We start from the raw sequence: 25,212 nt of genomic DNA on the forward strand, positions 1-25,212 counted from the left end.
TTAACAAGGATTATAACTCATAACGGTTCAAGTGTTAACGGCGGGCGCGTGAGAAGGGCCTCCGTTCAAAATAATTGTCTAGGTGCCGTGAATACGCCAAAATATGCGTTTTAGTAAACCGTTGACACACAGGACGTTGCATATATGTAGAAATTCAGGTGTGTTTGTATGGCCGCTAAAATGCCGCAAAACGCAGCGCTGATGGCCATCTTTTACACTGCAAAATGCCATGTTCGGCAGTGCGAAAGGCCGTCTTTTGCGCTCCTGCACACCTTTCGTGGCCTGATAAGCTGACACATACGCTCGTTTTTGTTAATATGTTTAATATTTCCGTTCTGTTTTGTCTATTATTTGACTGTTAAACTATGACATTCAAATTGTTAATAAAGTAAAATACCAGTCGCGACTTTTAGTCCGGATGAATCAACACGTTTATTGTTTGTTGACTGATTTTGGCCGTGATATATGATGATGGTTGTTTTTCAATCCGTTTACATATCAAACGGGTATTTAATATTTAACATTAATTAGTCAATCGGGGGGGGTAATTTATGTTATTTTTATAATTTTGCAGCCGGATATATAATGCAGATGTAGATGTTATCATCCTGTTCGTTGCAACCAACATAATCTAAATATAGAAAGAGAATCAAGCGATATTAATCGTTACTCAGTAGACTGCCTCCCGTTATTTCCACACTTGGCGGGAGGCTTTTTTATGGATTATGCCGGTCGTGGCCGATGAGTTGCCGGCCAGTGTGTTGTCCGGCTCAAGCAATACATTTGGGCTGTTTTTTTTGAATTGCTGGTTGTCTTTGTCATGCCTTTTCGTATGTGGCATTGCGCCCCGATGTTACAAAAGTTTTAACAAACCTTTTCGTTGTGTACACTGTTTTAATACATAATAATATATTTAATACATGTTAACACAAAATCTGCCAGTAAATAAAAATAAACTTGTAAATTTGCAAAAAAAGTTAATGAGGCGGTAAGCCAAGGGATTTGGTTTTGCAACATATAAAGCGGAACTGGACAAGTACACGTTAGTATCATAATAGAATAACCAACATACTTATATTAATTAACATTACCTAATTAAATGAATTGTAATCGATTAAAGAAAGTAATCCTGCCATGCGTTGTATTGGCAGGAACACTTGCGTTGACCGGTTGTATGGATGACGGCTATGATTTCAACGAAGTGGACATGACAGTCGGTATTGGCGGCGACGGACTTTCGTTGCCTGTCAGTTCTACCGACACAATCAAGTTAGAGGACGTTCTCGAACTCGACGGTTCGGAAAGCGTAGTTGTCAAGGATAACGGTGACTATGTATTCGAGCAGACCGGCGACGACGTGGCTCCAGTACACCCGGCGATAGACCCCATAGTGGTAAGCCAGGCCGGCGCGCCTGAGGCTGGCGAGATAGTCATCAGCGCAGTTCCCGCAGTGGGCGGAGGCTACTATGAAATAACGGCGGGCGGCAGGGCGCAGTCGTTTACCTACACAGGCTCTAAGCCGGACGAGGTTCTGTCACTGACAAGTGTAGGCGTTGACGGCGCAATTTCGTTTACTGTAGAATTCCCGCGCGAGCTGAGCCAGGCCGTGCCCACGGTCGACAGGCTGACGGTAACCCTGCCGTCGTACATGCAGCTTGACAACGCAGGACAGGGCACCGACGGACATACGCTTGTCTACACCGACGTGCCTACCACCGCCTCGTTAACCGTTGATGTACCCATAAGCAGTCTTGACTTCACCGTAAGCGGCCAGGGTAACGACCGCCTGGCCATAGAAGGTGACAGAATCGTAATGGCCGGCGACATCCGTGTGGATGTTTCTGCAACCGCGTCAACCGCAGCCGGTGTGGACGGAAGCCGCATAACGAGCTCTATGAGGATGGACGATATAACGGTGACAAGCGCCTACGGCAAGTTCAATCCAGACATTGACCTTAACGAGCTTGGTAATGTTGAGATTACGGGCGTGCCCGACTTCCTTACTGACGGCAACGTCGTGGTAGACCTTTACAACCCGCAAATACTCCTTACCGTGACCAACGACATGGCCATCGGCGGTGTCATCAACGGTGTTATCACTTCACACAAAGAGGGGAACGACCCTGTTTCGATTCCCGTTAACGGCATAAATGTCAAGCCTTCAGGCACTACTAACGTGTGCATCTGCCGCAGGGCCGAGGCCGTTGACGCTACGCTGTACGACCAGGTGTTGCCTATAGCAAACCTGTCAGACCTGATTTCGACCATTCCGGACAATATAACGTTTGATGCTGAGGCTACCGCCGACTCTAAAACTGATGGCAGCTTTGACTTCGGCAAGCAATATACCATACAGCCGAATTACCGCATTGAGGCACCTATTACTTTCGATGCTGATGCCCGTATAGTATATAAGGACACCCTTGACGGATGGAACGACGACATCAGCGACTTTGAACTGGCCGAGGATTCGTATGTAAGCATGAGCGCTACGGTGGAGAACCGTGTGCCGGCTTATCTTGACCTGCAGGTCAGCGCGGTTGATGTTGACGGCAACGTGATGTCGGAAAACGACATCACCGTTGAGGTAAGCACTACTGTCCTGGCCTCGGCTGACGGCGAGAACTCAGCCGAGACGCCCCTTACCGTAAACATCCGGCAGAAAAGCGAGGGCGCGTTCAGCCGTCTTGACGGCCTGGTGTTCAATGTCGAGGCACGTGCTTCCGAAGATGGACAGAACCCGGTAGTGGGCAAGACCCTTAACTCCAAGAAGCACTTTATCATAGCACGTGACATCAACGTGAAACTTGTTGGCAAGGTAATAGGTGATTTCAACTAATCCATAAAAACAGGAAATACAATGAAACAATCATATACAAGGCTTGCGGCTGCCGTCATAATGATAGCCGCGGCGGGCGGAGCCATGGCCCAGGGACTTAATTCGGCTTATTTCACCGACGACTATAAGTTCCGCCACGACATGAACCCCGCGTTCGGTAATGAACAGAACTATGTCTCGATACCGGCGCTCGGCAATATCAGTGTCAACACGCACGGCAACTTCGGATATGAGGATGTAGTGTTTGACAACCCGATGTATCCCCATGGCAGCGACAAAAAGCTGACCACATTCATGAATCCCTATATCTCTACGGGAGCGGCGCTCGACGGATTCAGCAAGGGCAACAACCGTATCATGGGTGATGTCGGCATAATGTTGTTCTCCGGCGGATTCAAGGCTTTCGGCGGATACAACACCATTGAAATCAGTTCAAAGACAACTTTCGGCATTTCGTTGCCGTACGAATTGTTCGAGTTTGCCAAGAATACGGGCAACAAGACTTATGACATTGGCGACATTAATGCCCATGCAATGTCGTATGCCGAACTGGCTTTCGGCCATTCACGCCAAATAAACGAGAAGCTGCGTGTCGGGGCGAAGCTGAAGTTCCTGTTCGGATTGGGCCGTGCCGACCTGAAGTTCAGTGACGTCAAGGCCGACCTTGCGGCTAACGACAAGTGGACGGTATCTGGCAAGGCTACGGCCGACGTTTCGCTGAAAGGCTTTTCATTTGTGTCCGAAACTGATGAGTACAACAATCCCGACAAGGGCGAGTATGAGAAAGTCAGCGATGTCGACGTCGACGGTTTCGGGCTTGGCGGTTTCGGTATGGCCATCGACCTTGGTGGCGTTTACCGTATAAATGATGACTGGCAAGTGAGCGCTGCGGTACTCGACCTCGGCTTTATAAGTTGGAGTGAGAATGCTCAGGCCGTTAACCGCTCGGATAAGTTCGAGTTTGATGGTTTCCATGACATTTCGGTAAACGACGGTTCAGGTGTGTCGTTTGACGACCAGGCAGACAATTACGGTGACCAAATGACCGACTTCCTTAATCTTAGGGATAATGGCGACCAAGGCGGGCGCACGACGGGAATCGGCGCAACGCTTAATTTCGGCGCTGAATATAACCTGCCGGTTTACCGCAAGATTACGTTCGGATTGCTCAGCAGTACTCGCATAAAAGGGGCTTATACATGGACGGAAGGACGCCTGAGCGCTAATTGGACGCCTCTGAAATGGCTCGATGGCGGTGTAAATCTTGCGGTGAACAGCTTTACGACAAGCATGGGCTGGGTGCTGAATATACATCCAAAGGGATATAACTTCTTTATCGGTATGGACCATCTGCTCGGAAAACAGAGCAAGGAGAGCATTCCTCTCAGTTCCAACGCAAGTTTAAATATAGGTATGAGCGTTACCTGGTAAGGAGCAGAAAAGATAAGAGTGAAAAGTTAAAAGTGAAAAATCCGTTAGGCTTAAACCTTCAAGCCACATGGATTTTTCACTTTTAACTTTTCACTCTTAACTCTTTTATACAATAAAAAGATATCTGTTGCGTTTTTAGTTAAGGTGTAATTGTAATTTTTTCAGATAATGATAGAATACGTAAAGGGTGAATTGGTTGAACTTTCTCCGGCGTATGCGGTAGTGGAAGTTGCCGGGGTAGGTTACGGTCTTAGTATCACCCTTAATACATATACGGCCGTTCAAGGCAAGAAGGATGTCAGGTTGTACGTCTTTGAGAGCATTCGCGAGGATGCTTATACGCTGTTTGGCTTCGCTTCGAAGCAGGAGCGTGAGATGTTCCTCCTGCTCATAACCGTATCAGGCGTTGGTGCCAACACCGCACGCATGATACTTTCCGAAATGACTCCTTCAGAACTTTGCGGCGTCATTTCATCCGGCAACGAGAAAATATTGAAGGGCGTTAAGGGCATAGGACTCCGTACAGCGCAGCGAATTATAGTAGACCTGCGTGACAAGATTGCCGCATTGGGTATTACGGACGAACTGCCTGAACAGGGCGGGAATACAGTCGTGCAGGTTGATAAGGAGATTAAGGATGAGGCTGTGGGGGCTCTTACCATGCTCGGTTTTGCGCCTGCGCCTTCGGCAAAAGTTGTGGTAGCCATATTGAAAGAGCAACCAGGCTTGCCTGTTGAACAGGTTGTTAAGTTGGCATTGAAACAGATAAAATAAGCATTTGAGTGAATAATGAAAAATGAATAATGGATAATACTGGTGGTTGCTGGCGCAGGTGTTGTTGCTTACACTGGTATTCGCGCACCTTGTTAGGCTCGTTTCGTTGAATGATTTTTCATTTTTAATTATTCATTTTTCATTTAGATTATTGATGGTTCGTAAGTCGATATACACGGTTTTGTTTGTTTTGCTGGCCGTAAGCACGGTCGGTTTTGCCGTTGGTGTGCCTTTCCGTCAGGATGTACGGACGGCCCGTCCTGTACAGGGTGGGGCAGGGCAGGGCGCTACGGCTGCCGATGACAGCGCGCGACAGGCCGTGACGGCGCTTTCGAAAATTGTAGTTGAGGAGGATACCATTCCCGATTCATTGCTTCATCCACGTTGGAAAATCCAACGGATAACTCCCGTTACGCAGGCTGACCTTGACACTTATTCTGCCGACTTGTCGTTTCCCGACAATATAAAGCAGGAAGTTGTTTATGTGGATTCGTTGGATCGTTACTACATAGGTTCAAAGATGGGTGACAGTTATTTGTCAACGCCTATTGCGATGACGCCGGAAGAGTATCGTAAATGGAGCGAGCGGAGAGAGTTTGAACGCTTCTTCCGCGAGAAGAACGATACGATGATAAAGGAAAAGGGCAAGGATAAGTTCTCGTTTGCCGACATGCACTTTGACCTTGGGCCGGCAGAGAAGATCTTTGGACCTGGAGGAGTGCGCATAAAAACTCAAGGAACGGCCGAGCTGAAGTTCGGAGCAACATTGAAGAATATAGACAATCCATCGCTCCCGATACGTAACCGTAAGACGACAACGATGGATTTTGACGAGAAGATAAACCTGAGCGTCAACGGAAAAGTGGGTGATAAGGTGAACATGAACCTTAACTACAACACTGACGCGACGTTTGATTTCGACTCGCAGAATCTCAAGCTAAAGTACGAAGGTAAAGAAGATGAAATCATCAAGCTTGTTGAGGGCGGAAATGTGTCGTTTCCAAGCAACTCGTCGCTTGTTACCGGAGCCACGTCTTTGTTCGGTATACGTACTGACTTGCAGTTTGGCAAGCTCTCGCTGCAGACCGTAGTGTCGCAGAAGAAGTCTTCATCCAAGAATGTATCGTCTAAAGGGGGAACGCAGGTTACGCCATTTGAATTTGACGTTACCGACTATGAGGAGAACCGTCACTTTTTTCTTTCGCGTTATTTCCGTGACCGTTATGATGACGCCATGTCACGATTGCCGAACCTTACTACGGGTATTACAATCAATAGAGTTGAAATCTGGGTGACCAATAAAACCGGAACAACGACAAATTCACGTGATATCGTTGCCCTGACCGACCTTGGCGAGAATACGTCTGTCAGCAACCCGATGTGGGGACTGACCGGACAACCAGTTCCGAGTAACACCGCCAACAGCGAGTATAGCACGATGGTGAACAGTTATGCGGCAGCCCGTGACATCAACCAGACAAGTACCGTACTTGATGCCGTGCCCGGATTTACAGGCGGAGTCGACTATGAGAAACTTGAAAGCGCACGCCTGCTCAACAGTTCTGAGTACACTGTCAATACCGCCCTCGGCTATGTGTCGCTAAGGACGTCGTTACAGACGGACCAGGTAATAGCGGTTGCTTATGAGTATACTTACGGAGGAGTTACTTATCAGGTCGGCGAGTTCGCTTCAGACATTCAGGATGTTAGCCAGGCTTTGTTCGTCAAGTCGCTTAAGAACACAAGCAACAACCCGCAACAAGGCAACTGGGACCTGATGATGAAGAACGTTTATTATCTTGCTTCGTCAGTCGAGAAAGATAAGTTCCGCCTCGATGTAAAATACCAGAGCGACACAACGGGCGTATATCTTTCTTATATTCCCGAGCAACAGGTTAAGGACCAGCCTATCATTCGCCTCATCGGGGCTGACCGTTTGGATAATAATAACAAGGCTAACAGCAACGGCTACTTTGATTACGTCGACGGTTACACTGTAAGTAACGGCCGCGTGTTCTTTCCTAAAGTAGAACCTTTCGGTGATTATATGTACACGGCATTGATGAGTAAGGGCGTTTCATCAGCTGTGGCCCAGCGTTATAGTTTCACTGAGTTGTATGACTCGACAAAAACAACAGCGAAGCAGATCGCTGAAAAGAACAAATACCAGATCAGCGGACAGTTTAGAGGCACGCTGGCCAATGTCATTTCGCTTGGCGCATATAATGTTCCGCAAGGCTCGGTAGTGGTTACTGCCGGTGGGGTGACGCTCACTGAAGGCACGGACTATACTGTTGATTACTCGGCCGGAGAGGTTACGATACTTAATCAAAGCATCATTGATGCGGGAACGACAGTCAACGTATCGCTTGAAAGCAACACGGACTATGCCCAGGAACGAAAGACTTTCCTCGGATTGAACTGGCAATATGACTTTTCAAAAAACTTCCAGCTTAGCGGAACCATTCAACATTTGTCCGAACAGGCGCTGACCACGAAGGTTTCGATGGGTTCAGAGCCTTTGAACAACACTCTTTGGGGACTTAACATTAACTGGAAACAGGAGAGTCAATGGCTTACCAATATGCTTGACAAACTGCCTTTCCTGCATTGTACTCAGCCTTCCCAGATTTCGTTTACAGGCGAATTTGCCCAGCTTATAGCCGGACAAGCCAGTGGTGTGCAGGATAACGCTTCGTATATTGATGACTTCGAGAATACTAAAAATGCCATCGACGTGTCCACGCCTACATCGTGGATTTTATCGAGTGTACCTTCGATGTTTCCTGAGCATAGCGACAAGACCACGCTCCAGAGCGGATACAACCGCGCGTTGCTGGCTTGGTATACGATAGACCCATTGTTTACGCGGCGCAGCTCGTCGTTAACTCCGTCGCATATCAAGAGCGACCTTGACCAGTTGAGCAATTACTACGTGCGCGAGGTATATGTCCGTGAGTTGTTCCCGGCCCGTAGCGAGAATTCGTACAGCGGCTCGGTATCCACTATTCCTATACTAAACCTTGCATATTATCCGGACGAGCGCGGTCCGTATAACTTCAACCCGAACCTCAATTATGACGGAACCTTGCAGAATCCGCAGCAACATTGGGGCGGAATGATGCGCAAGCTCGATACCAGCGACTTCGAGACGGCCAATATTGAGTATATAGAGTTTTGGCTGCTTGACCCTTTTATTTATTCCAACCAACAGTCTGATGCCAATCAATACGGTGGTGATTTGTATATCAACCTCGGTGAAGTGAGTGAAGATGTGCTTCGTGACGGCCGTAAGTTCTATGAGAGCGGCATGCCTGTGGACGGCTCGGAGAGTTACACTACAACTCAATGGGGTAAGATTCCGACGCAGGCTACCGTAACGTATGCCTTTGCCACAACCGACGGTTCTCGTGAGTTGCAGGACGTAGGATACAATGGATTGACGGATGAGGAGGAACGTGAGTTCGGGGCTTATCAGGAATTTTTGTCCGCGATACAAGGTAAAGTGTCGCCGGCGCAGCTTGATTCAATAATGAACGACCCCGCAAACGACGACTATCATTATTTCCGTGGTTCTGATTTCGACCGTATTGAGGCTCCGATCCTGCGGCGCTATAAACGAATCAACAATCCGCAGGGCAACTCGCCCGACAGCAACAGCCGTACCGAAAGCTACGATACGTCATATAAAACTACGCCCGACGTCGAGGACATCAACCAGGATTACACCCTGAACGAGTACGAGAACTACTACCAGTACCGCATAAGCATGCGCCCTGAAGACTTCGTTGTCGGCCAGAACTTCATCGTTGACAAACGTGAGACTTCCCCTACGTTGCGCAACGGCGATGAGGGACATGCTACATGGTATCAGTTCCGCATACCGCTTGACGACTTTGAGGAGAAGGTCGGCTCCATCAACGATTTCTCCTCCATACGTTTCATGCGAATGTTCCTTACCAACTTCAGCAAGCCTATAGTTCTCCGATTTGCCACGTTGGACCTTGTCCGTGGCGAATGGCGCATGTACGAGCAGCCGTTGAGCAACACTTCAAGCGAAAGCGGAAGCATGTCGGTAAGCGCCGTGAACATCGAGGAAAACAACGATAAGACCCCGGTAAACTACATTCTGCCGCCAGGTATCACCCGTGAACAGGATCCTACGCAGCCGCAGCTGGCCGAGGAGAACGAGCAGGCATTGAGCTTTACGGTAAACAACTTCTCTACAAACGAGGCGAAGGCCGTTTACAAGAATACAACTCTTGACATACGCCAGTACAAGAGGTTGCAGATGTTCGTCCACGCAAATGCTTTCGAGCAGAACACGACCAATCTTTCTGACAACCAGCTGGCTCTGTTCATACGTCTGGGAAGCGACTACCGCAACAATTATTATGAGTACGAAATACCCCTGAAGCTTACCCCGCCCGGCATTTACGGCCGCTATTCGGTGGAGGATGCACGCATGGTATGGCCTGAGGAGAACATGCTCGACATACCACTGAGCGTGTTCACCAACATTAAGAAGGCCCGCAATACGGCCAAGTCACAAGGCCTGGCGTCGTTCGTCAGCGTGTACAGCGCTTACGATGAAGACCATCCTAACAATAAGGTAAGCATAGTCGGTAATCCGACGCTCGGCGAAGTGAAGACTATGATGATAGGTGTGCGTAACCTGTCGGGCGAAATCAAGTCGGGTGAGGTATGGATAAATGAGTTGAGGCTCAAGGAATACAACAACGAGGGAGGCTGGGCTGCCCAGGGAGCTCTCAATGTCCAGCTTTCAGATATAGGCTCGTTAAACGCTACTGGAAAGATAGTAACCAACGGTTTCGGAGGTATAGAGGACGGCGTAGCCGAGCGTTCGCAGGACGACTACAAGACTTACAGCTTTACGGCGAATATCGAGCTTGGCCGGTTCTTCCCCGACAAGGCAAAGGTCACGGCTCCGCTTTACTACTCGATAACCCAGGAGGAGACGCGGCCGAAGTACAATCCGCTTGACACCGACTTGCTGCTTGACGAGTCGCTCGACGCTATTTCCGATTCGCACGAGCGCGATTCGATAGAGAGCATAGCCGTTACAAAGACCACGAACACCAACTTCTCGCTATCAAACGTGCGCGTAGGCATACAGACCAAACGCCATCCTATGCCGTACGACCCTGCCAACTTCTCGTTCAGCTACAGCCACAGCCATCGTTATACTACGGGCCAGACCACCGTGTACGAGCGCGAGGACAACTGGCGCGGTGCGCTCAACTACAGTTACACGCCGGTGTACAAGCCTTTTGAACCGTTCCGTAAGCTTATTAAGAGCAAGAGCAAATGGTATGACATACTAAAGCGTTTCGGACTTAACTGGCTGCCGCAGAACATCTCGTTCGACACGGAAATGACGCGCAACTATTACGAACTGCAGGAGCGCGACATGGAAAGCACTGAAGGTAACATGCTGCCGCTCACGTTCAGCGAACAGTTCCTGTGGAACAGGTCGTTCTCTGTCAGGTGGGATTTGACCAAGAACCTGCACATGAACTTCAGCAGCGCTACCAACGCCGAGATAGAAGAGCCTTACACGCCTATTAACAAAGACCTGTATCCCGACAGTTACTCGGCGTGGAAAGACTCCGTATGGACGAGCATAAAGGACTTCGGGCGTCCGCTCGACTACAACCAGACGTTTACGGCTTCATACCAACTGCCGCTCAACCTTATCCCTATTTTCGACTGGGTGAACGCCGACGGCAATTATAACGCGACCTATAACTGGACTCGCGGAACCGAACTTGAGGACGGAACGTCGCTCGGCAATTCAATCACGATGAACCGTCAGTACAATATCAACGGTACGTTCAACCTCGAGAAGTTGTACAACCATGTACCGTTCTTGAAGAAAACCAACGACAGGTTCAACAAGACCGTGCGTTCGTCAAGGCTCTCTTCGTCAAGGCAGCGCAACAACCGTAAGGCCCGGACAACGGCGAAGGGCGGCAAGGGCAGCAAGGACGACGAGAAGGAAAAGAAGGTGTTGCCGAAGAACAAGCGCAGTTTTGAGAAGGAAATCGTGCTCATGCCCGACACGTCGGTCATCATATCACACGGCAAGAACAGCAAGCGGCTGATGGTAAGCGCAAGGACAAAGGACGGCCGTAAGTTCAACTTGAAGTACAGGAAGCTTGACAACAACCGCATACGCATAATCTCAAAGGTTGACACGGCTACCACGTTGAAGCTCACCGTTACTCCGAAGGCTCCCATTGAGGACACAAAGTGGTACAAGACGGCTCAGTGCATAGCCCGCGGACTAATGCTTGTGCGCAACGTAAGTTTCTCTTACCGCAACCAGTACAGTATGTACCTGCCCGGTTTCATGCCCGAGGTGGGCGACATGTTCGGCCAGCGTGGCGGCGACATAATGGCTCCGGGACTTGGCTTTGCTTTCGGTTTTGCCGGCGACGACTATATCAACAAGGCGGCCGACCGTGGCTGGCTGCTCATGGCCGACAGCGTTGCCACGCCGGCTACGACCAGTCTTACCGAGGATTTCCAGCTGCGCATGACGCTCGAACCGGTAAAGAACCTGAAGATAGACCTCAACGCCAGCCGTACGGAGACTAAGTCGAAGAGCATTCAGTACATGTATTCGGGCATGCCTACCACGCAGAGCGGCACGTTAACCATGACCACCATAAGTCTTGGCAGCGCCTTCGAGAGCATGGGCGACGCCACCAACGGCTACCGCTCGGCTACGTTCGAGAAGTTCTGCCGTTCGCTTGACGGCTTCCGTGACCGTGTTGAGGCGCAGTATGCCGGCGCCACATATCCTGATGGTACAACGCTTGCCGGGCAGAAGTTTGACCCGGCCAACGGCTCCGTTAGCAAGTACAGTGCCGACGTTATGATACCGGCGTTCCTCTCGGCCTACACATCCATGGGCGGCAATTCGCTCTCGATATTTCCCACGCTGGCGCGCCTGTTGCCCAACTGGACGGTGCGTTACAGCGGACTGGTGCAGCTGCCGTGGTTCCGCGACGTGTTCAAGAGCTTCAACATCAACCACGCTTACAAGAGTATTTACGCCGTAGGCTCGTACAGCTCGTACAGTTCGTACATGGAGTACATGAACGGTCTGGGCTTCATCAACGACGCCACGACGGGCAATCCTGTGCCAAGCAGCATGTACAACGTCAGCACAGTGAGCATTAACGAGTCGTTCTCGCCGCTGCTGGGTATTGACATGACGTTTAACAACAACCTTACATGCAAGCTGGAGTACCGCAAGACGCGCGTGCTGAGCCTTAGTATGACGAGTATACAGATAAACGAGGCAACCAGCAGTGACTGGGTTGTGGGCATGGGATATAAAATCAACAACTTCAAGCTGTTCGGCGGACGGCGCAGCCGCAGGGTGCGCTCGAGCGGCAGAAACAATGACGAGAGCACTGGCAGCACTACGTCAAAGTCGGGCAGTGGATTCAATACCGACCTTAACCTGCGCCTCGACCTGTCTTACCGCAAGCAGGCTTCAATATGCCGCGACATAGCCTCGATGACCAATTCGGCCAGCAGCGGCAACACGGCATTCAAGCTGTCGTTCTCTGCCGACTATACCCTGTCGCGCCTGTTGACGATGAGCTTCTATTATGACCGCCAGACAAACACGCCTCTCTTGTCGTCGAGCAGTTATCCGACCACGACCCAGGACTTCGGCCTCAGCCTGAAGTTCTCGCTCACGAGATAAGCCTTTTGCCGGGCGTTATGGGCAATCGGCATTTTAAGACATATTCCTTTCAAATCCGAAAGGCCGCCTTCTGCGTTGTCAAGGACGGCCTTTTACCGTGTTATATGCCGTCTTTCGGACGGTTAAAGGCGGCCTTTTAAAACCGTAAGGATTATACCTTGTTGCGCTTACGGTCTGTATTCGTATGGTGTACGGCCGTGGCTGACTGTAAGGATAGTCGCGCCTCGGCTTATAATTTTCAACTGGCGTAGTTGCTTGCGGCGTGTCAAAAAATGGAGTTTATATATCAATTAACATTGAACAGTTTGTCATATTTTTTCATATCTTTGCAACATAAAACTATGAACAATATGAAAAGTATACTTGACGGACGTCCCGCTCTTAAGCAGGAAGTAGACAAGGTGGCCGAGGTAGCCGGCTATCTGTGGCAAAAAGGCTGGGCCGAGCGTAACGGCGGAAACATTACCGTGAACATTACCGAACTTGTAGACGATGATATAAGGCAAATGCCGGCCATCAGCGAGGTTAAGCAAATCGGCGTTACCCTGCCACATCTTAAGGGCGCTTACTTCTTCTGCAAGGGCACCAACCGCCGCATGCGCGACCTTGCTCGCCGCCCTATGGAGAACGGAAGCGTAATAAGGATACTTGACGACTGCGCAAGTTACGTTATCATAGCTGACCAGCCGGTCAATCCTACAAGCGAGCTGCCTTCTCACCTCATGGTTCACGACCATCTCATCGAGAAGGGGTCGCCTTACCGTGCGTCGCTGCACACTCATCCTATCGAACTCGTCGCGATGACGCATATCCGCAAGTTCCTCGGCAAGGACGTGCTTACCAAGCTGCTCTGGAGCATGATTCCCGAGACAAAGGCGTTCTGTCCGCGTGGCTTGGGCATAATACCATACGAGCTGCCAAGCAGTGTTAAACTGGCTGAAGAGACCGTACGCCAGCTTGACGACTATGACGTGGCTATGTGGGAAAAGCACGGCGTGTTTGCAATCGACAAGGACATAATGCAGGCTTTCGACCAGGTTGACGTGCTGAACAAGAGCGCCCTGATATATATCGCAGCCAAGAACATGGGCGAGGAGCCGGAAGGAATGAGCGACGAGCAGATGGCCGAGATGACCAAAGCGTTTAATTTACCGAAATAAGTAAGGATGGATATCATCAATGTAGCTAAACGATAAAATCTTATCATTCTCAGATAATATTAGTTTAAGAGTCTATTTAGACGCGTGCCACCAATGTTGTGAAACATCGGTGGCACGTTTTTTTACTTTTTTACTTGATGACTTGCGGCAGGAACGACGATATGATAAGTATCACGAGGCCAGCGATCAGCACAGCGATTGTCTTGCGTGAGCAGCCTTTCCACTCCTTGAGAATTATTCCCCATACGTTGCTGAACGTAACGTTGAGCGCCATCAGTATGCACCACGAGAACGTAAGCAGCACGGCCGAGTCGGTAAGGAAGCCCTTGCCAAGGCTCAATCCGAAGAACTGGCTGTACCATAACAGGCCCGCGAGGGCGCAGAAGATGATGTTGTTGGCGTAAAGTCCGGTCTCACGGTAGTCTTTCCATGTGTTGTTCTTGCTGTTCTGCATAAAGCAGTACACGGCATTCGTGATGAATCCTCCTGCCGTAACGAGCAGGGTAGCGGGCAGGGTCTTGAACATCGGAGCCGTCGCATCGCCGAAATTAAGGTGCTCGCCGAAGCCCAGGCCTATGCTGAAACAGGCGCTCATAAAGCCCGCGAGCAATGCCACTATTATGCCCTTGGTAAAGTTGAAGTCCTTAACAGCCTTCTTCTTTTCCTCCTCGCTTAGCGACTGCGACTTCATGTTGCCTGCCACTCCGATAACTCCAATGCCTATCAGCGTGACCACCACGCCTACTATAACCGGTGTGGTAAGGTCTTGGGTGTTACCCGTGAACACAGGGGTAAGTATCGTTCCAAGTCCCGCGCACGTGCCGAGGGCTATGCTTTGGCCAAGAGCTACGCCGAGATAGCGCATGGAAAGGCCGAATGTCAATCCTCCTATACCCCACAGGACGCCGAAGAACATCGTGAGCAGCGACGCTTTCGGGTCGGCCGTGTACAGCTCCATGAGCCCGTGCCCTTCGGGTACGGCCAGCAATGCGCCCAACAGCGGGAATATCAGCCATGCGAAGATGCCCTGCACGAGCCAGTAAGACTCCCAGCTCCATGCCTTTATCTTATTGATAGGCACGTAGCAGCTTGACTGGCAGAAGGCGCCGATGGCGATTATCAAAAGTCCGATAAATATTTCCATGATATAAAGTTTGCCTGTAAAAAGATAACAAGCAGGCAAGGGCTTTATCCTTGTCTGCTTGTTTCTTGACTGTTTGTTGTGTTATCAGTTTCTCTTTGACGTTACGTCGTTCTCGTATTTCTCCACCTCGGCGATGAAGTCCTGGCCTACGGGAACGTTGTTGCGCAGGCAGAATTCGTCGTAAACCGCGTTCCAAGGCAGGGCTTTCTCTTCCTCGAGCAGTGCCAGACGCTCGAATCCCTTGCCCTCGTCCTCGTATTTCCTGAGCGTAGCCAATGGCTCCAACAGGGCGCGGAGCATGCACTTCTGGGCTGCGCGGCTACCGATGACGTACGCTCCGATACGGTTGATTGAAGCGTCGAAGTAGTCGAGACCGTAGTGAACACGGTCAAGCGCACCTGCCCTTACAATCTCGTTGAAGAGGTCCATGGTCGGGTCGTCCATGATGGTTACGTGGTCGGAATCCCAGCGGATAGGACGGCTTACGTGGAGCATAAGCTCCGGAACGTACAGCAACATGGCCGAAACTTTGTCCGCAACGCTCTCCGTCGGGTGGAAGTGGCCGGTGTCGAGGGTTATCATCTTGCCTGTCTGGGCTGCGTAAGCGGTATAGAAGTCGTTTGAACCTACGGTGTAGCTTTCCAGTCCTATGCCGAATACTTTGCTCTCGATGCAGTCCTTCATGTTGTCGTACTTCGTGGCGAAGATATCGTCAAGCGAGGCTTTAAGCAGTTCACGGTACTTCAGCTTGTTTACTGTCATGTCCTTGCTTCCGTCGTGTACCCATACGTTCATTATGCATGGATCGCCCTGCGCCTTACCCATTTCTTCTGCGATGGCGCGGCAGCGCTTTGTGTGTTCAATCCAGAAGTTGCGTATTCCGTCGTCCGGGTTAGCCAGGGTAAGGTTCCCGCTCTTCGGGTGTGAGAACGATGTTGAGTTGAAGTCGAGCTTCATGTTGTTTTCCTTAGCCCACTCAATCCAGCTCAGGAAGTATTCGGGAGTTACCTCGTCGCGGTCAACGGACTTGCCCTTGAAGTCTCCGTATATTTCGTGCAGGTTCAGTCTGTGTGTGCCCGGTATGAGGCTTTTTGCCTTCTCTATGTCCATGCGCACCTCGTCGATGTTGCGTGCACGGCCGGGATAGTTGCCTGTTGTGGCTATACCGCCGCTAAGCGAGCCCGTAAGGTTCTCGAATCCGATTACGTCATCGGTCTGCCAGCAGTGCAGGCTGAGGTGGAAATCTTGCATTTGCGCGATTACTTTCTCCGTGTCGACGCCTATTTCGGCGTAACGCTCTTTGGCTATTTCATAAGCCTTGGTTATAAGTTCTTCCTTCATGTTGTTCGTTTTAAGGTTTATGTTATTTGATTTTATTCTGCCGTAATAAATGGGTTGGTCGGCAGGCTGCGGGTACGCATGCTGTTCCCTGTCTGTTTTTCCGGTAGTGTGGCTACTGCTTTCCTGTCACCTCCAGATATCTGCCGTAGGCTTTGTCCCATAAGTCGTGGTCTTGCGGGTCAAAACGCTTTATGCTTACGCTGTCGGCGATAATCCGTCGCATGTCGAATATGTCGCCGGCCTGGCCTGAAGCCTTGGCCTGAAGCATGATGTTGCCCAGTGCCGTGCATTCTTGCGGCCCCGCGAGGACGGTCAGTCCCGTAGCGTTGGCCGTAAACTGGTTGAGCAAGTCGTTCCTTGAGCCTCCGCCTATTATGTGCAATGTGTCGATAGTGAACGGTGCCATCTCCTTCAGCCAGCCTGCCACTTGGCGGTAACGCAGGGCAAGGCTCTCGAAGATACAGCGGCAAATCTCGGCGTATCCCTCTGGAACGTGCTGCCCTGTGGTGCGGCAGTACGCCTTGATTGCTTCCTGCATGTCTGCCGGATTGGCGAATGTCTCGTCGTCAGGGTTGATTATGCTTTGGAACGCCGGTGCCTTCATGGCGTCTGCCAGCAGCGTTGCGTAGTCGGCGGGAGCGTCCTCGCCCCATTCCTTGCGGCATCTTTCGAGCAGCCACATGCCGCAGATGTTCTTCAGGAAGCGTGTCGTTCCCTCTATGCCGCCTTCGTTGGTGAAGTTGCGGTCGTAGCTTACATTATTAATAATAGGCTCTTTTGTCTCTATGCCCATCAGGCTCCACGTGCCGCTGCTGAGGTACGCGAAGCGTTCGTCCTTGGCAGGAACCGCCGCCACTGCGCTTGCCGTATCGTGTCCGGCCACGGCTATTACCGGTACGGGGCCGAGTCCCGTCATCTTCTGTACTTCTTCGGTAAGCGTGCCGATACGGTGTCCCGGGGTAACCATCTGGCCGAACATGTCGCCCGACAGTTCCAGACTGTCAAGCAGCCTTGGGTCAAGTTCCTTGGTTACGGGGTTGAGCAGCTGGCTGGTTGACGCTATTGTATATTCGCAAACGGCTTTTCCCGTGAGCATCCAGCTCAGCGCATCGGGCACGAAGAGTATCTTGTTGGCATTGTTGAGGGCTGAGTTGCCGGCAAGGCGCATGGCGTAGAGCTGGAACAGTGAGTTGAAGTTCATGAACTGTATGCCCGTGGCGCGGTAGACGTCTTCCTTGGATACGGCATTGGCGAAGTACTCCTCGGGCACTCCGAAGGTGTATGGGTCGCGGTAGGATATAGGGTTGCGCAGCAGCGCTCCGTCGTTACCGACGCACACAAAGTCTACTCCCCATGTGTCGATGCCTATGCTTTCTATCTCAAGTCCGCGCTTTGCCGCAAGCTTGAGGCCCTTGATTATCTCGAAGTAGAGGGCGTAGATGTCCCAATAGAAGTGTCCGCCCGTCTCGATAAGGTTGTTGGGGAAGCGGGTGAGCTCCTCAAGTTCCACTTTGCCGTCGCCAATCGTCCCGACAATGGTTCTGCCGCTTGTCGCCCCGAGGTCGACAGCGAAGTAGCAGTGAGAATTGTTCATTCTTATGTTTTTATGTATTAAATTTTCTTTTTGCGGCCGGTTTGCCATGTTGTATATGGCTTAGCTGAGCGTGCTTTTCCGCCGCTGCTTATGTAGTCTGATAGGATATGTGTGAGCGCCGGCGAATGTCTGTCAATAGTTTGCCTGCACTACTTGTCATTGGCAAAGGTAAGTATTATTTTATAAAATATCGTATTGTAATTTGATATTTTGACAATAAGTTTTGAGAATTTTACAAATGACGGCTTTGCGGCCTGTTTGTGGGCATGCTCAGCCTTGGTTTTGCCTGCGGCGGTTAAGGCGTTGCGCATCAGTGTTTTACATGTCTTGCGGAGAGTCTTGCCGTGTGTGCCGTAGGGCCTTGTTGCCGAGGTGTTTGTAAAAGACGGCTTTTTGTAAGCCGAAAGGCCGCCTTTCAGCCTGTAAAAGGCCGTCTTTTGCGATGCGTTTGACGGCCTTTTGCGTGTCGTCCGGAATTGGGCAGGACGATAAGTGTATCTTTGTTATTTGCCATTCCGCTGCATTGCCGTAGGTTAAAGCCGTCATGCCAAATGGCCGGCAGGCTCTTTCCGCGAGGTGGCACGGCGGAAGGGTAGTGGTGTACAGGCCTCTCTAATGGCGCTGGTGGCGTATAGGCACTATAAAAACGGTGGTAAAAGAAAGTAAAATACGTGAATGTTTATTAATAAAACGAAGTTTTCAGAAATTATCATTAATTTTGCAATCTGGAAATAGCAATCTTAACTTAAAAACAAACTTAATGTCAACACTTACACTTACAATTGTCGTAGTATTCGTATTCGGATACTTATGCATCGCCCTTGAGACCCTGACCAAGGTCAACAAGGCTGCGGTAGCCCTGCTAATGCTGGTGGCCTGCTGGACTCTCTACATGTTCGACCCGGGCAACTTCCCGGCGGAAATCACTGCCGACGGCATTGCCGCCTATGCTGGTTCGGTGATTGAGGGACATCTCGGAAGCACCGCCACCACGCTGTTCTTCCTTATGGGAGCCATGACTATCGTCGAGACGGTAGACCAGAACGGTGGCTTCAACTTCGTGCGCGACATGCTCAAGACCAGGAGCAAGAAGGCTCTGCTGTGGCGTATCACCATCATGACCTTCTTCCTTTCGGCCATACTTGACAACATGACTACCGCCATCGTCATGGTAATGATTCTACGCAAGCTCATCGACGACCGCAAGGACAGGCTTATCTATGCCTCGCTTATCATCATTGCGGCCAACTCAGGCGGAGCGTTCTCGCCGATAGGCGACGTCACTACGATTATGCTCTGGAACAAGAGCCTCATCACCGCCGCCGGCGTTATCAAGGAACTGTTCATACCTTCGCTCGTATCAGTAGTATTGCCTGCCTATATCCTGTCGCTCTCGCTTAAGGGCAACGTCAACGCCGGAGCCGACCTCGGCACCGTTGTCGTGGATAACGACTTCACCGACGGCCAGCGCAAGGCTGTATTCTGGATAGGAGTAGGCGGCCTGATTTTCGTCCCCATATTCAAGTCTATAACCCATCTGCCCCCGTTCGTCGGCATACTGCTCGTGCTTGGCGTGCTTTGGCTGTTTACCGAGATATTCTACCGTAAGGCTCCCGAGCACAACGAGGAGGGCGGAACGCAGAAGAGGATAACAAATATCATCTCCCGCATCGACATGGGCACCATCCTGTTCTTCCTCGGAATACTCATGGCAGTGTCGTGTCTCCAGGAGATAGGCGTGCTGTCGGCGCTCGGCACTGGCCTTAATGACGTGTTTGACGGCAACCATTATCTTATCACCGGTATTATCGGCGTACTCTCGAGCATTGTTGACAATGTACCCCTTGTAGCGGGATGTATGGGAATGTATCCCCTCGCTGAAGTCGGCGACATGGCCCAGGACGGCATATTCTGGCAGCTGTTGGCTTACTGTGCCGGCGTGGGTGGCTCAATGCTCATCATCGGCTCGGCAGCTGGCGTAGTAGTCATGGGCCTTGAGAAAATCACGTTCATCTGGTACATGAAGCGTATCTCATGGATAGCGTTTATCGGATACGTGGCCGGAATCCTGGCTTACTGGGTTGAAAAAACAGTCATCGGACTGTAGGAAAATTAAGAATTAAGAGTTAAGAATTAAGAAAAACACTTTTGCCGTTATATCAGATGAGGCATATTTTCTTAATTCTTAACTCTTAATTCTTAATTATTTATCATCTCATCCTCGAGCGGTATTCGCTCGGTTTGCAGCCAATCTTTGTCTTGAATTTGCTTGAGAAATAGTCAGGAGAGTCGAAGTTCAGCCTGTACGCTATTTCCTTAATGCTCATGTCGGTAGTTGATAGCAGCTCCTTGGCGCGCTGGAGTTTCAGGTCTTGCTGGTAGAACGCCGGCGACAGGCCCGTGTACTCCTTGAAAAGCTTGCGGAAGTTGGAGTAGCTTGAGCCCAGTTCCGCCGCTATTTCCTGCACCGTAATCTTTGACTCAACCCCCTCGCGGATACGCAGTCGCGCCCTGTTAATCATGTCGACGTAGCCTCCTTTGCGGCTAAGCTCCATGTTGCGTTCGAGCGAATACATCAAGCCTATCAGGTTGTTGGTTATTCCCGCGAGTATCTGTTGCATGTGTGCGGGCTCCTCCTTTGCCGTCTCTATGGCCGACTTGTATAGGTGTACAATGTCGTTGCTGAAGCCAACGTGGTAGATTGGCTTTTCGAGCGACAGGAAGTTGTACTTCAGTCTGTCGTCCATGTTGCGCCCTTTGTAGCCTATCCAGTAACTCTTCCAGAACGTTCCGGGCAGTGGGTGGTATGTATGCCATTCTCCGGGGAACAGTAGGAATATGTCTCCGGCCTTTATCGGTACGTCGGTAACATGCCGTGAAGAGAACACTCCCTCACCTTCCACCAGGTAAAGCATCTGGTATTCATCAAGAATTCGCCCGCGCTCGGGGTCAAAATAATAGCCGTCGCCGTGTCCCTTGGTAGGGTACGGTTCGTCAGGTCCTACCTCATCGTATCCCACGGTGTTGACAACGAGGCCCCATTGTGCGTCACGGTCATTGGCGACCAAATACTTGCTGTCTTGCATATTATTTCATGTTATACGGTTATCATAGGTCATTTGTTATCCTGTTATAAGGCTGTCGGGCGTGGCCTTATAGCCTTGTGTTGGCTGTGGGGCTCCTTGCCGCCTTACGGTACGATCTTTTCCTGAAGCTTACAACTGGTATTGCAGGTGCTTCATGGGGTGTCCTCCCCAAGTGTTTTCACCTACATATTTGAATCCTATACGGCCGTACAGTTTTTCGGCCTTTGGGTTTCCTTTGTCAACAAGCAGTCCGACGGCTGGTATGTCCATCTTTTTGGCTTTGTCGATGGCGGCATTGAGCAGCGCGGTTGCCACGCCCTTGCCGCGGCAGCTTTCGAATACGGCAATGCTGTCGATGTAGAGTTCGCCTGGCCCCGTTTCGTCTTCCATGCCAGTCAGTTCGCGGCCGAAGTTCTCTTTTGCCGCTTTTATGAATTCCGCCCTCAGTTCGTGCAGGCGTGCCCCGTCGTAGGATACGCACATGCCGCATAGCTTCCCGTCCTCGTCTATGGCAACGATGGTGTTGCGATAGCTGTACTGTGTGTTGTCTGCGAGCACGAGTTCCGTCATTACCCGCTCGAAATCGTCAAGTGTATGCTCAGGACCGGTAAAGTAACGGCAGCAGTCATAGTTCATCGCGAGCATGATAAGCCGTGCTATTGATAATGCCTGATGTTCCTGGGCAGCTTGAATTTCTATCATTTTGTAAAAGATTTAAGTTATATAATAATGTCTTTGCAAAAATAAGTAAAATAAGGCGAACGACAAAAATAATTATGAATTAAGAGTCAAGAATTAAGGAAAATACGTCGGAAGCTTGCTTCCGGCTGCGTGTTTTCTCGTCCTGCTTGACGCAGGGCGTTGCTTCTTGGCTCTTGATTCGTAATTATATCAGTCTTAGTCTCTATCCTTTTCGTCTTTCAGCGTTACGAGTACCTTGTCGATACGGGCGCCGTCCATGTCGACGATTTCAAGGTTAAAGCAGTTCCAGTCCGTATGTTCGCCGGCTTGCGGTATATGCTTCAGCTGCTCGATGATGAGCCCCGCGAGTGTGTTGTAGTCCTGTTCGTTGTCGTAAAGGTCCTCTTTGTCGAAGTAAGCAAGGAAGTCGTAGAAAGAGCATTGGCCGTCGACGAGCCAGCTTTCCGAGCCTTCACGTTTTACAATCTCGGGTTCGTTGTTCACCTCGTCGATTGTGCCGACGAGGCCCTCGAGGATGTCACGCAGTGTTATCAGCCCCTGGAAACTGCCGAATTCGTCGCATATGAACGCCTGAGCCAGTCGTTTTTCCTTCATCTGTTCGAGGGCTTTGTACACGGTCATGTTCTCGTAAATGTAGACCGCCGGGCGCATTATCTGCCTCAGGTTTACCGATTCGTCGCTGAGGCGGAATATCAAGTCCTTGAGCGACACTACGCCAACGATGTTCTCAAGGCTGTGGTCTATTACGGGGTATGACTCGTACAGGTCGTCGTTAAGAACCTGGCGGATTTCGTCCTTAGTCATGCTGACGTCGAGCGTCACCACCTCGGAGCGGTGGGTCATCAGCGAGTCAACTTTCAGGTCGCCGAGCATGAAGACACGTTCTACTATGTCCTGTTCAACTTCCTGCACCTCGCCGTCCTCCTTGCCTTCCTGCACGATGGACTTGATGTCCTCCTCGGTCACTTTCGTTTCCGCGTCCTTGACGCCGAGCAGGTTGACTATTGTCTCGGTGCTTTTTGACAGAATCCATACGAAAGGCGACGCGATGACCGACAGGAAGTTCATCGGGCGCGATATGATTTCAGACGCCTTCTCGGCCACGCTCATGCCGATACGCTTCGGCACCAGCTCGCCGAACACTATAGTGAGGTACGTCACGATGATTACTATCAGTCCCTGTGCCAGCGGATAAGCCCAGCGCTCGGGCATGCCGAGGCTCTCGAACACGTCGGAAAACCGCCCGGAGATGGAGGCTCCGGAATAAATACCCGTCAGGATTCCTATGAGCGTGATTCCAATCTGTACTGTTGAAAGAAAACGGTCAGGGTCGTTGGCCAGTCGCAAAGCCGTCTTTGCGCCCTTGTTGCCTTTTTTCTCGTCGTTTGATAAAGTAGTTTTTCTTGCTTGAATTACTGCTATTTCAGACATGGCGAATATGCCATTGAGCATGATTAATAGCAGAATGATGATAATTTCGTCCATTAATGGTTACAAATATTCGTTTCCGTTGCAAAGATAGTGCAAAATTTCGGTTAAACGAAGCGAAAGGGAAACTTTTTCACTTTTGTTGGTGTGAGAATCTTATTATTGTTGGATGGAATATAAAATAAATGTTAGTGAAGCGGATTTTTGTTCTTGTTCCCGTGTTTCCGTAGTACCTCTTTCAGTTCGTCCAGAGGCTGCCTGCGTTGTGGAAAGCCACCTGTCGGAATGTAAAAAGCCGTCTTTCATTTTGTGAAAGACGGCAAAACGCAAGCCGAAAGACGGCCTTTTGGATTGTAAGGAAAGCCAGGCTGCTTCGTTATATATTAGCGTCAGGCTTATATTATGTCTTTTAAAACGTAACCATAAACAGGGCGAAATGTTACGGTTTTCGCCCTGCCGTGTTTTGGCTTTTATCGTTTCAGGGTGAATTCGAAGCGGAGTCCGCCCGTTATGTTGTTGCTTACGGAGATTGTTCCGCCGTGCAGCAGCACGGCGTTCTTTACGATAGCCAGTCCGAGTCCAGTGCCTCCCATCTTTCGGCTGCGGCCTTTGTCCACGCGGTAGAAGCGCTCGAACAGGCGCGGCAGGTGCTCGTACGGCACGCCAACGCCGTTGTCGCTGAACGTAAAGCTCCAGAACTCGTCCTTGGGTTCTACCGACAGGGTTATCGTCGTGCCTTCGCCAGCGTATGCCACGGCGTTGTCTGTCAGGTTGCGGAACACGCTGTACAGCAGTGACTGGTTGCCCTTTACTGTTATGCCGTCAGGCAGTTTGTTGTCGAATGTCATGCCGCGCTCGCTCATTTCCAGCGACGTGTCCTGTATTATGCTGGCCACCATGGCGCTGATGTCTACCTTTTCGAAGTCAACCATCTCGGGCGCGTCGTCAAGACGGTTGAGCGTCGAGATGTCGCGCAGCAGCGAGGCGAGCCGTTGCGACTGGGCATAGCACCGCTGGAGGAACTGCTGTTTCATGGCTTCGTTTATGTTCGGGTTCTCCAGTATTGTCTCAAGGTACCCCTGTATGCTGGCTACGGGCGTCTTCAGCTCGTGCGCAATGTTTTGCGTGAGCTGGCGTTTCAGCACGTTCTGCTCCTCTTTCGTCTTTTGCAGCCGCTTGTAAATTTTGATTATCCGTTCGGCTATTTCGCCCAGCTCGTCGCCCGGAAAACCTACGAGGTCTTCAGTGTCGAGGCTCTCGTTGTGGTCGGCCCGGCTGGCAAAGAGGCGCAGGCGCGTTATGTTGTCACCCAGGCGGCTGGTGAAACGGTAGAGGATGAACACCAGTATGAGCATGGCGACAAGCGCGAACCACAGGTAATGCTGGTCAGCCTTGAGCACTTGCGCAAGCCCGTTGTCGTAGGGCAGGGCGCTGCGCACTACGAGGTTGAACTCCGGTACGTATGTAGCCGAGTAGAAATAGTCCTGGTGCAGGGCCGAGCTTATGCGGCTGAAGTCATACCCGCTGCCGTTGGCGAATGCCTCCCTTACCTCTTCGCGGTTCTTGTGGTTGTCCATCTTTTCGTATTCCTTATACATATTGTCGTAGACAACCTGCCCGTCACGCCTTATCATCGTGACGCGCAAACCGCGTATGTGGTGGCTCTTTACGTACTGGTCTATGGCCTCTTCGGAATTATTGCCCATGTATTCGAGCGTTTCCATCATCCTTGAGTTATAGTCCTGCAGCCTCGTGTTTAGCGAGTTTATCTTGTATTCGCGTTCGCGCGCGTGCTGGAATATAATGAACGCGGCGGCGAAGACAATGAATACTGACAGTACGCTGACATAAAGTCGTGTTCCAACAGAAGTCCTGAACATTGCTTATTCTGTGTGTTTAATGGTGGGTAGGGGCTGGGATGGTTTCGGGTTGGGAGTGCGTCGGGTGCCCGGCAGGCCGTAAAAACAGG

Annotated in this window: 13 protein-coding genes; 6 read left to right on the forward strand and 7 right to left on the reverse strand. The window is 50.6% G+C overall.

Annotated features, from left to right (window positions below):
• Positions 1–1,099: 1,099 nt before the first annotated feature.
• The 5 genes from H6A34_RS02300 (at position 1,100) to rhaD (ending at position 13,948) form a co-directional block, all read left to right on the forward strand.
• Positions 1,100–2,839 carry a hypothetical protein gene (locus tag H6A34_RS02300; protein ID WP_205103218.1) on the forward strand — a complete coding sequence of 580 codons (1,740 nt, stop codon included), beginning with the start codon at positions 1,100–1,102 and terminating at the stop codon, positions 2,837–2,839.
• A gap of 21 nt (positions 2,840–2,860) precedes the next feature.
• Complete coding sequence (locus tag H6A34_RS02305) at positions 2,861–4,270, forward strand: DUF5723 family protein (protein WP_205103220.1); 1,410 nt, start codon at positions 2,861–2,863, stop codon at positions 4,268–4,270.
• 168 nt (positions 4,271–4,438) lie between these two features.
• Positions 4,439–5,044: a Holliday junction branch migration protein RuvA gene (gene ruvA, locus H6A34_RS02310; protein WP_205103222.1), complete on the forward strand. Its 606-nt coding sequence runs from the start codon at positions 4,439–4,441 to the stop codon at positions 5,042–5,044.
• A 151-nt stretch (positions 5,045–5,195) separates the two neighbouring features.
• On the forward strand, positions 5,196–12,788 hold the full coding sequence (sov, locus tag H6A34_RS02315) for a T9SS outer membrane translocon Sov/SprA (protein ID WP_420870795.1): 7,593 nt from the start codon (positions 5,196–5,198) through the stop codon (positions 12,786–12,788).
• A 350-nt stretch (positions 12,789–13,138) separates the two neighbouring features.
• Positions 13,139–13,948, forward strand: a complete 810-nt coding sequence (rhaD, locus tag H6A34_RS02320) for a rhamnulose-1-phosphate aldolase (protein ID WP_021949423.1) — start codon at positions 13,139–13,141, stop codon at positions 13,946–13,948.
• Positions 13,949–14,078: 130 nt separating this feature from the next.
• Here rhaD and rhaT read toward each other — a convergent pair whose 3' ends face one another.
• The 3 genes from rhaT to H6A34_RS02335 form a co-directional block, all read right to left on the reverse strand.
• Positions 14,079–15,092 (reverse strand): L-rhamnose/proton symporter RhaT, encoded by a 1,014-nt coding sequence (rhaT, locus tag H6A34_RS02325; protein WP_205103226.1) that lies wholly within the window; start codon positions 15,090–15,092, stop codon positions 14,079–14,081.
• A gap of 84 nt (positions 15,093–15,176) precedes the next feature.
• Complete coding sequence (locus H6A34_RS02330; RefSeq protein ID WP_205103228.1) at positions 15,177–16,433, reverse strand: L-rhamnose isomerase; 1,257 nt, start codon at positions 16,431–16,433, stop codon at positions 15,177–15,179.
• 112 nt (positions 16,434–16,545) lie between these two features.
• Complete coding sequence (locus H6A34_RS02335) at positions 16,546–18,027, reverse strand: rhamnulokinase (RefSeq protein ID WP_205103230.1); 1,482 nt, start codon at positions 18,025–18,027, stop codon at positions 16,546–16,548.
• A 760-nt stretch (positions 18,028–18,787) separates the two neighbouring features.
• Between H6A34_RS02335 and nhaD the strand changes: the two genes are divergently transcribed.
• Positions 18,788–20,134 carry a sodium:proton antiporter NhaD gene (nhaD, locus tag H6A34_RS02340; protein WP_021949418.1) on the forward strand — a complete coding sequence of 449 codons (1,347 nt, stop codon included), beginning with the start codon at positions 18,788–18,790 and terminating at the stop codon, positions 20,132–20,134.
• 103 nt (positions 20,135–20,237) lie between these two features.
• On the opposite strand, the gene H6A34_RS02345 is transcribed toward nhaD, so the two are convergent.
• From H6A34_RS02345 to H6A34_RS02360, 4 genes are all read right to left on the reverse strand, one after another.
• The gene (locus H6A34_RS02345; RefSeq protein ID WP_021949417.1) at positions 20,238–21,113 is read right to left on the reverse strand and encodes a helix-turn-helix transcriptional regulator; all 876 of its coding nucleotides are present in this window, start codon (positions 21,111–21,113) and stop codon (positions 20,238–20,240) included.
• Positions 21,114–21,242: 129 nt separating this feature from the next.
• Complete coding sequence (locus H6A34_RS02350) at positions 21,243–21,815, reverse strand: GNAT family N-acetyltransferase (protein ID WP_205103232.1); 573 nt, start codon at positions 21,813–21,815, stop codon at positions 21,243–21,245.
• Positions 21,816–22,010: 195 nt separating this feature from the next.
• Positions 22,011–23,300 carry a hemolysin family protein gene (locus H6A34_RS02355; protein ID WP_205103234.1) on the reverse strand — a complete coding sequence of 430 codons (1,290 nt, stop codon included), beginning with the start codon at positions 23,298–23,300 and terminating at the stop codon, positions 22,011–22,013.
• A gap of 413 nt (positions 23,301–23,713) precedes the next feature.
• Complete coding sequence (locus H6A34_RS02360; protein ID WP_205103236.1) at positions 23,714–25,123, reverse strand: sensor histidine kinase; 1,410 nt, start codon at positions 25,121–25,123, stop codon at positions 23,714–23,716.
• Positions 25,124–25,212 lie beyond the last annotated feature (89 nt).

The organism is Marseilla massiliensis (genome assembly GCF_016899855.1).
In the GTDB taxonomy this organism is placed as follows: domain Bacteria; phylum Bacteroidota; class Bacteroidia; order Bacteroidales; family Bacteroidaceae; genus Prevotella.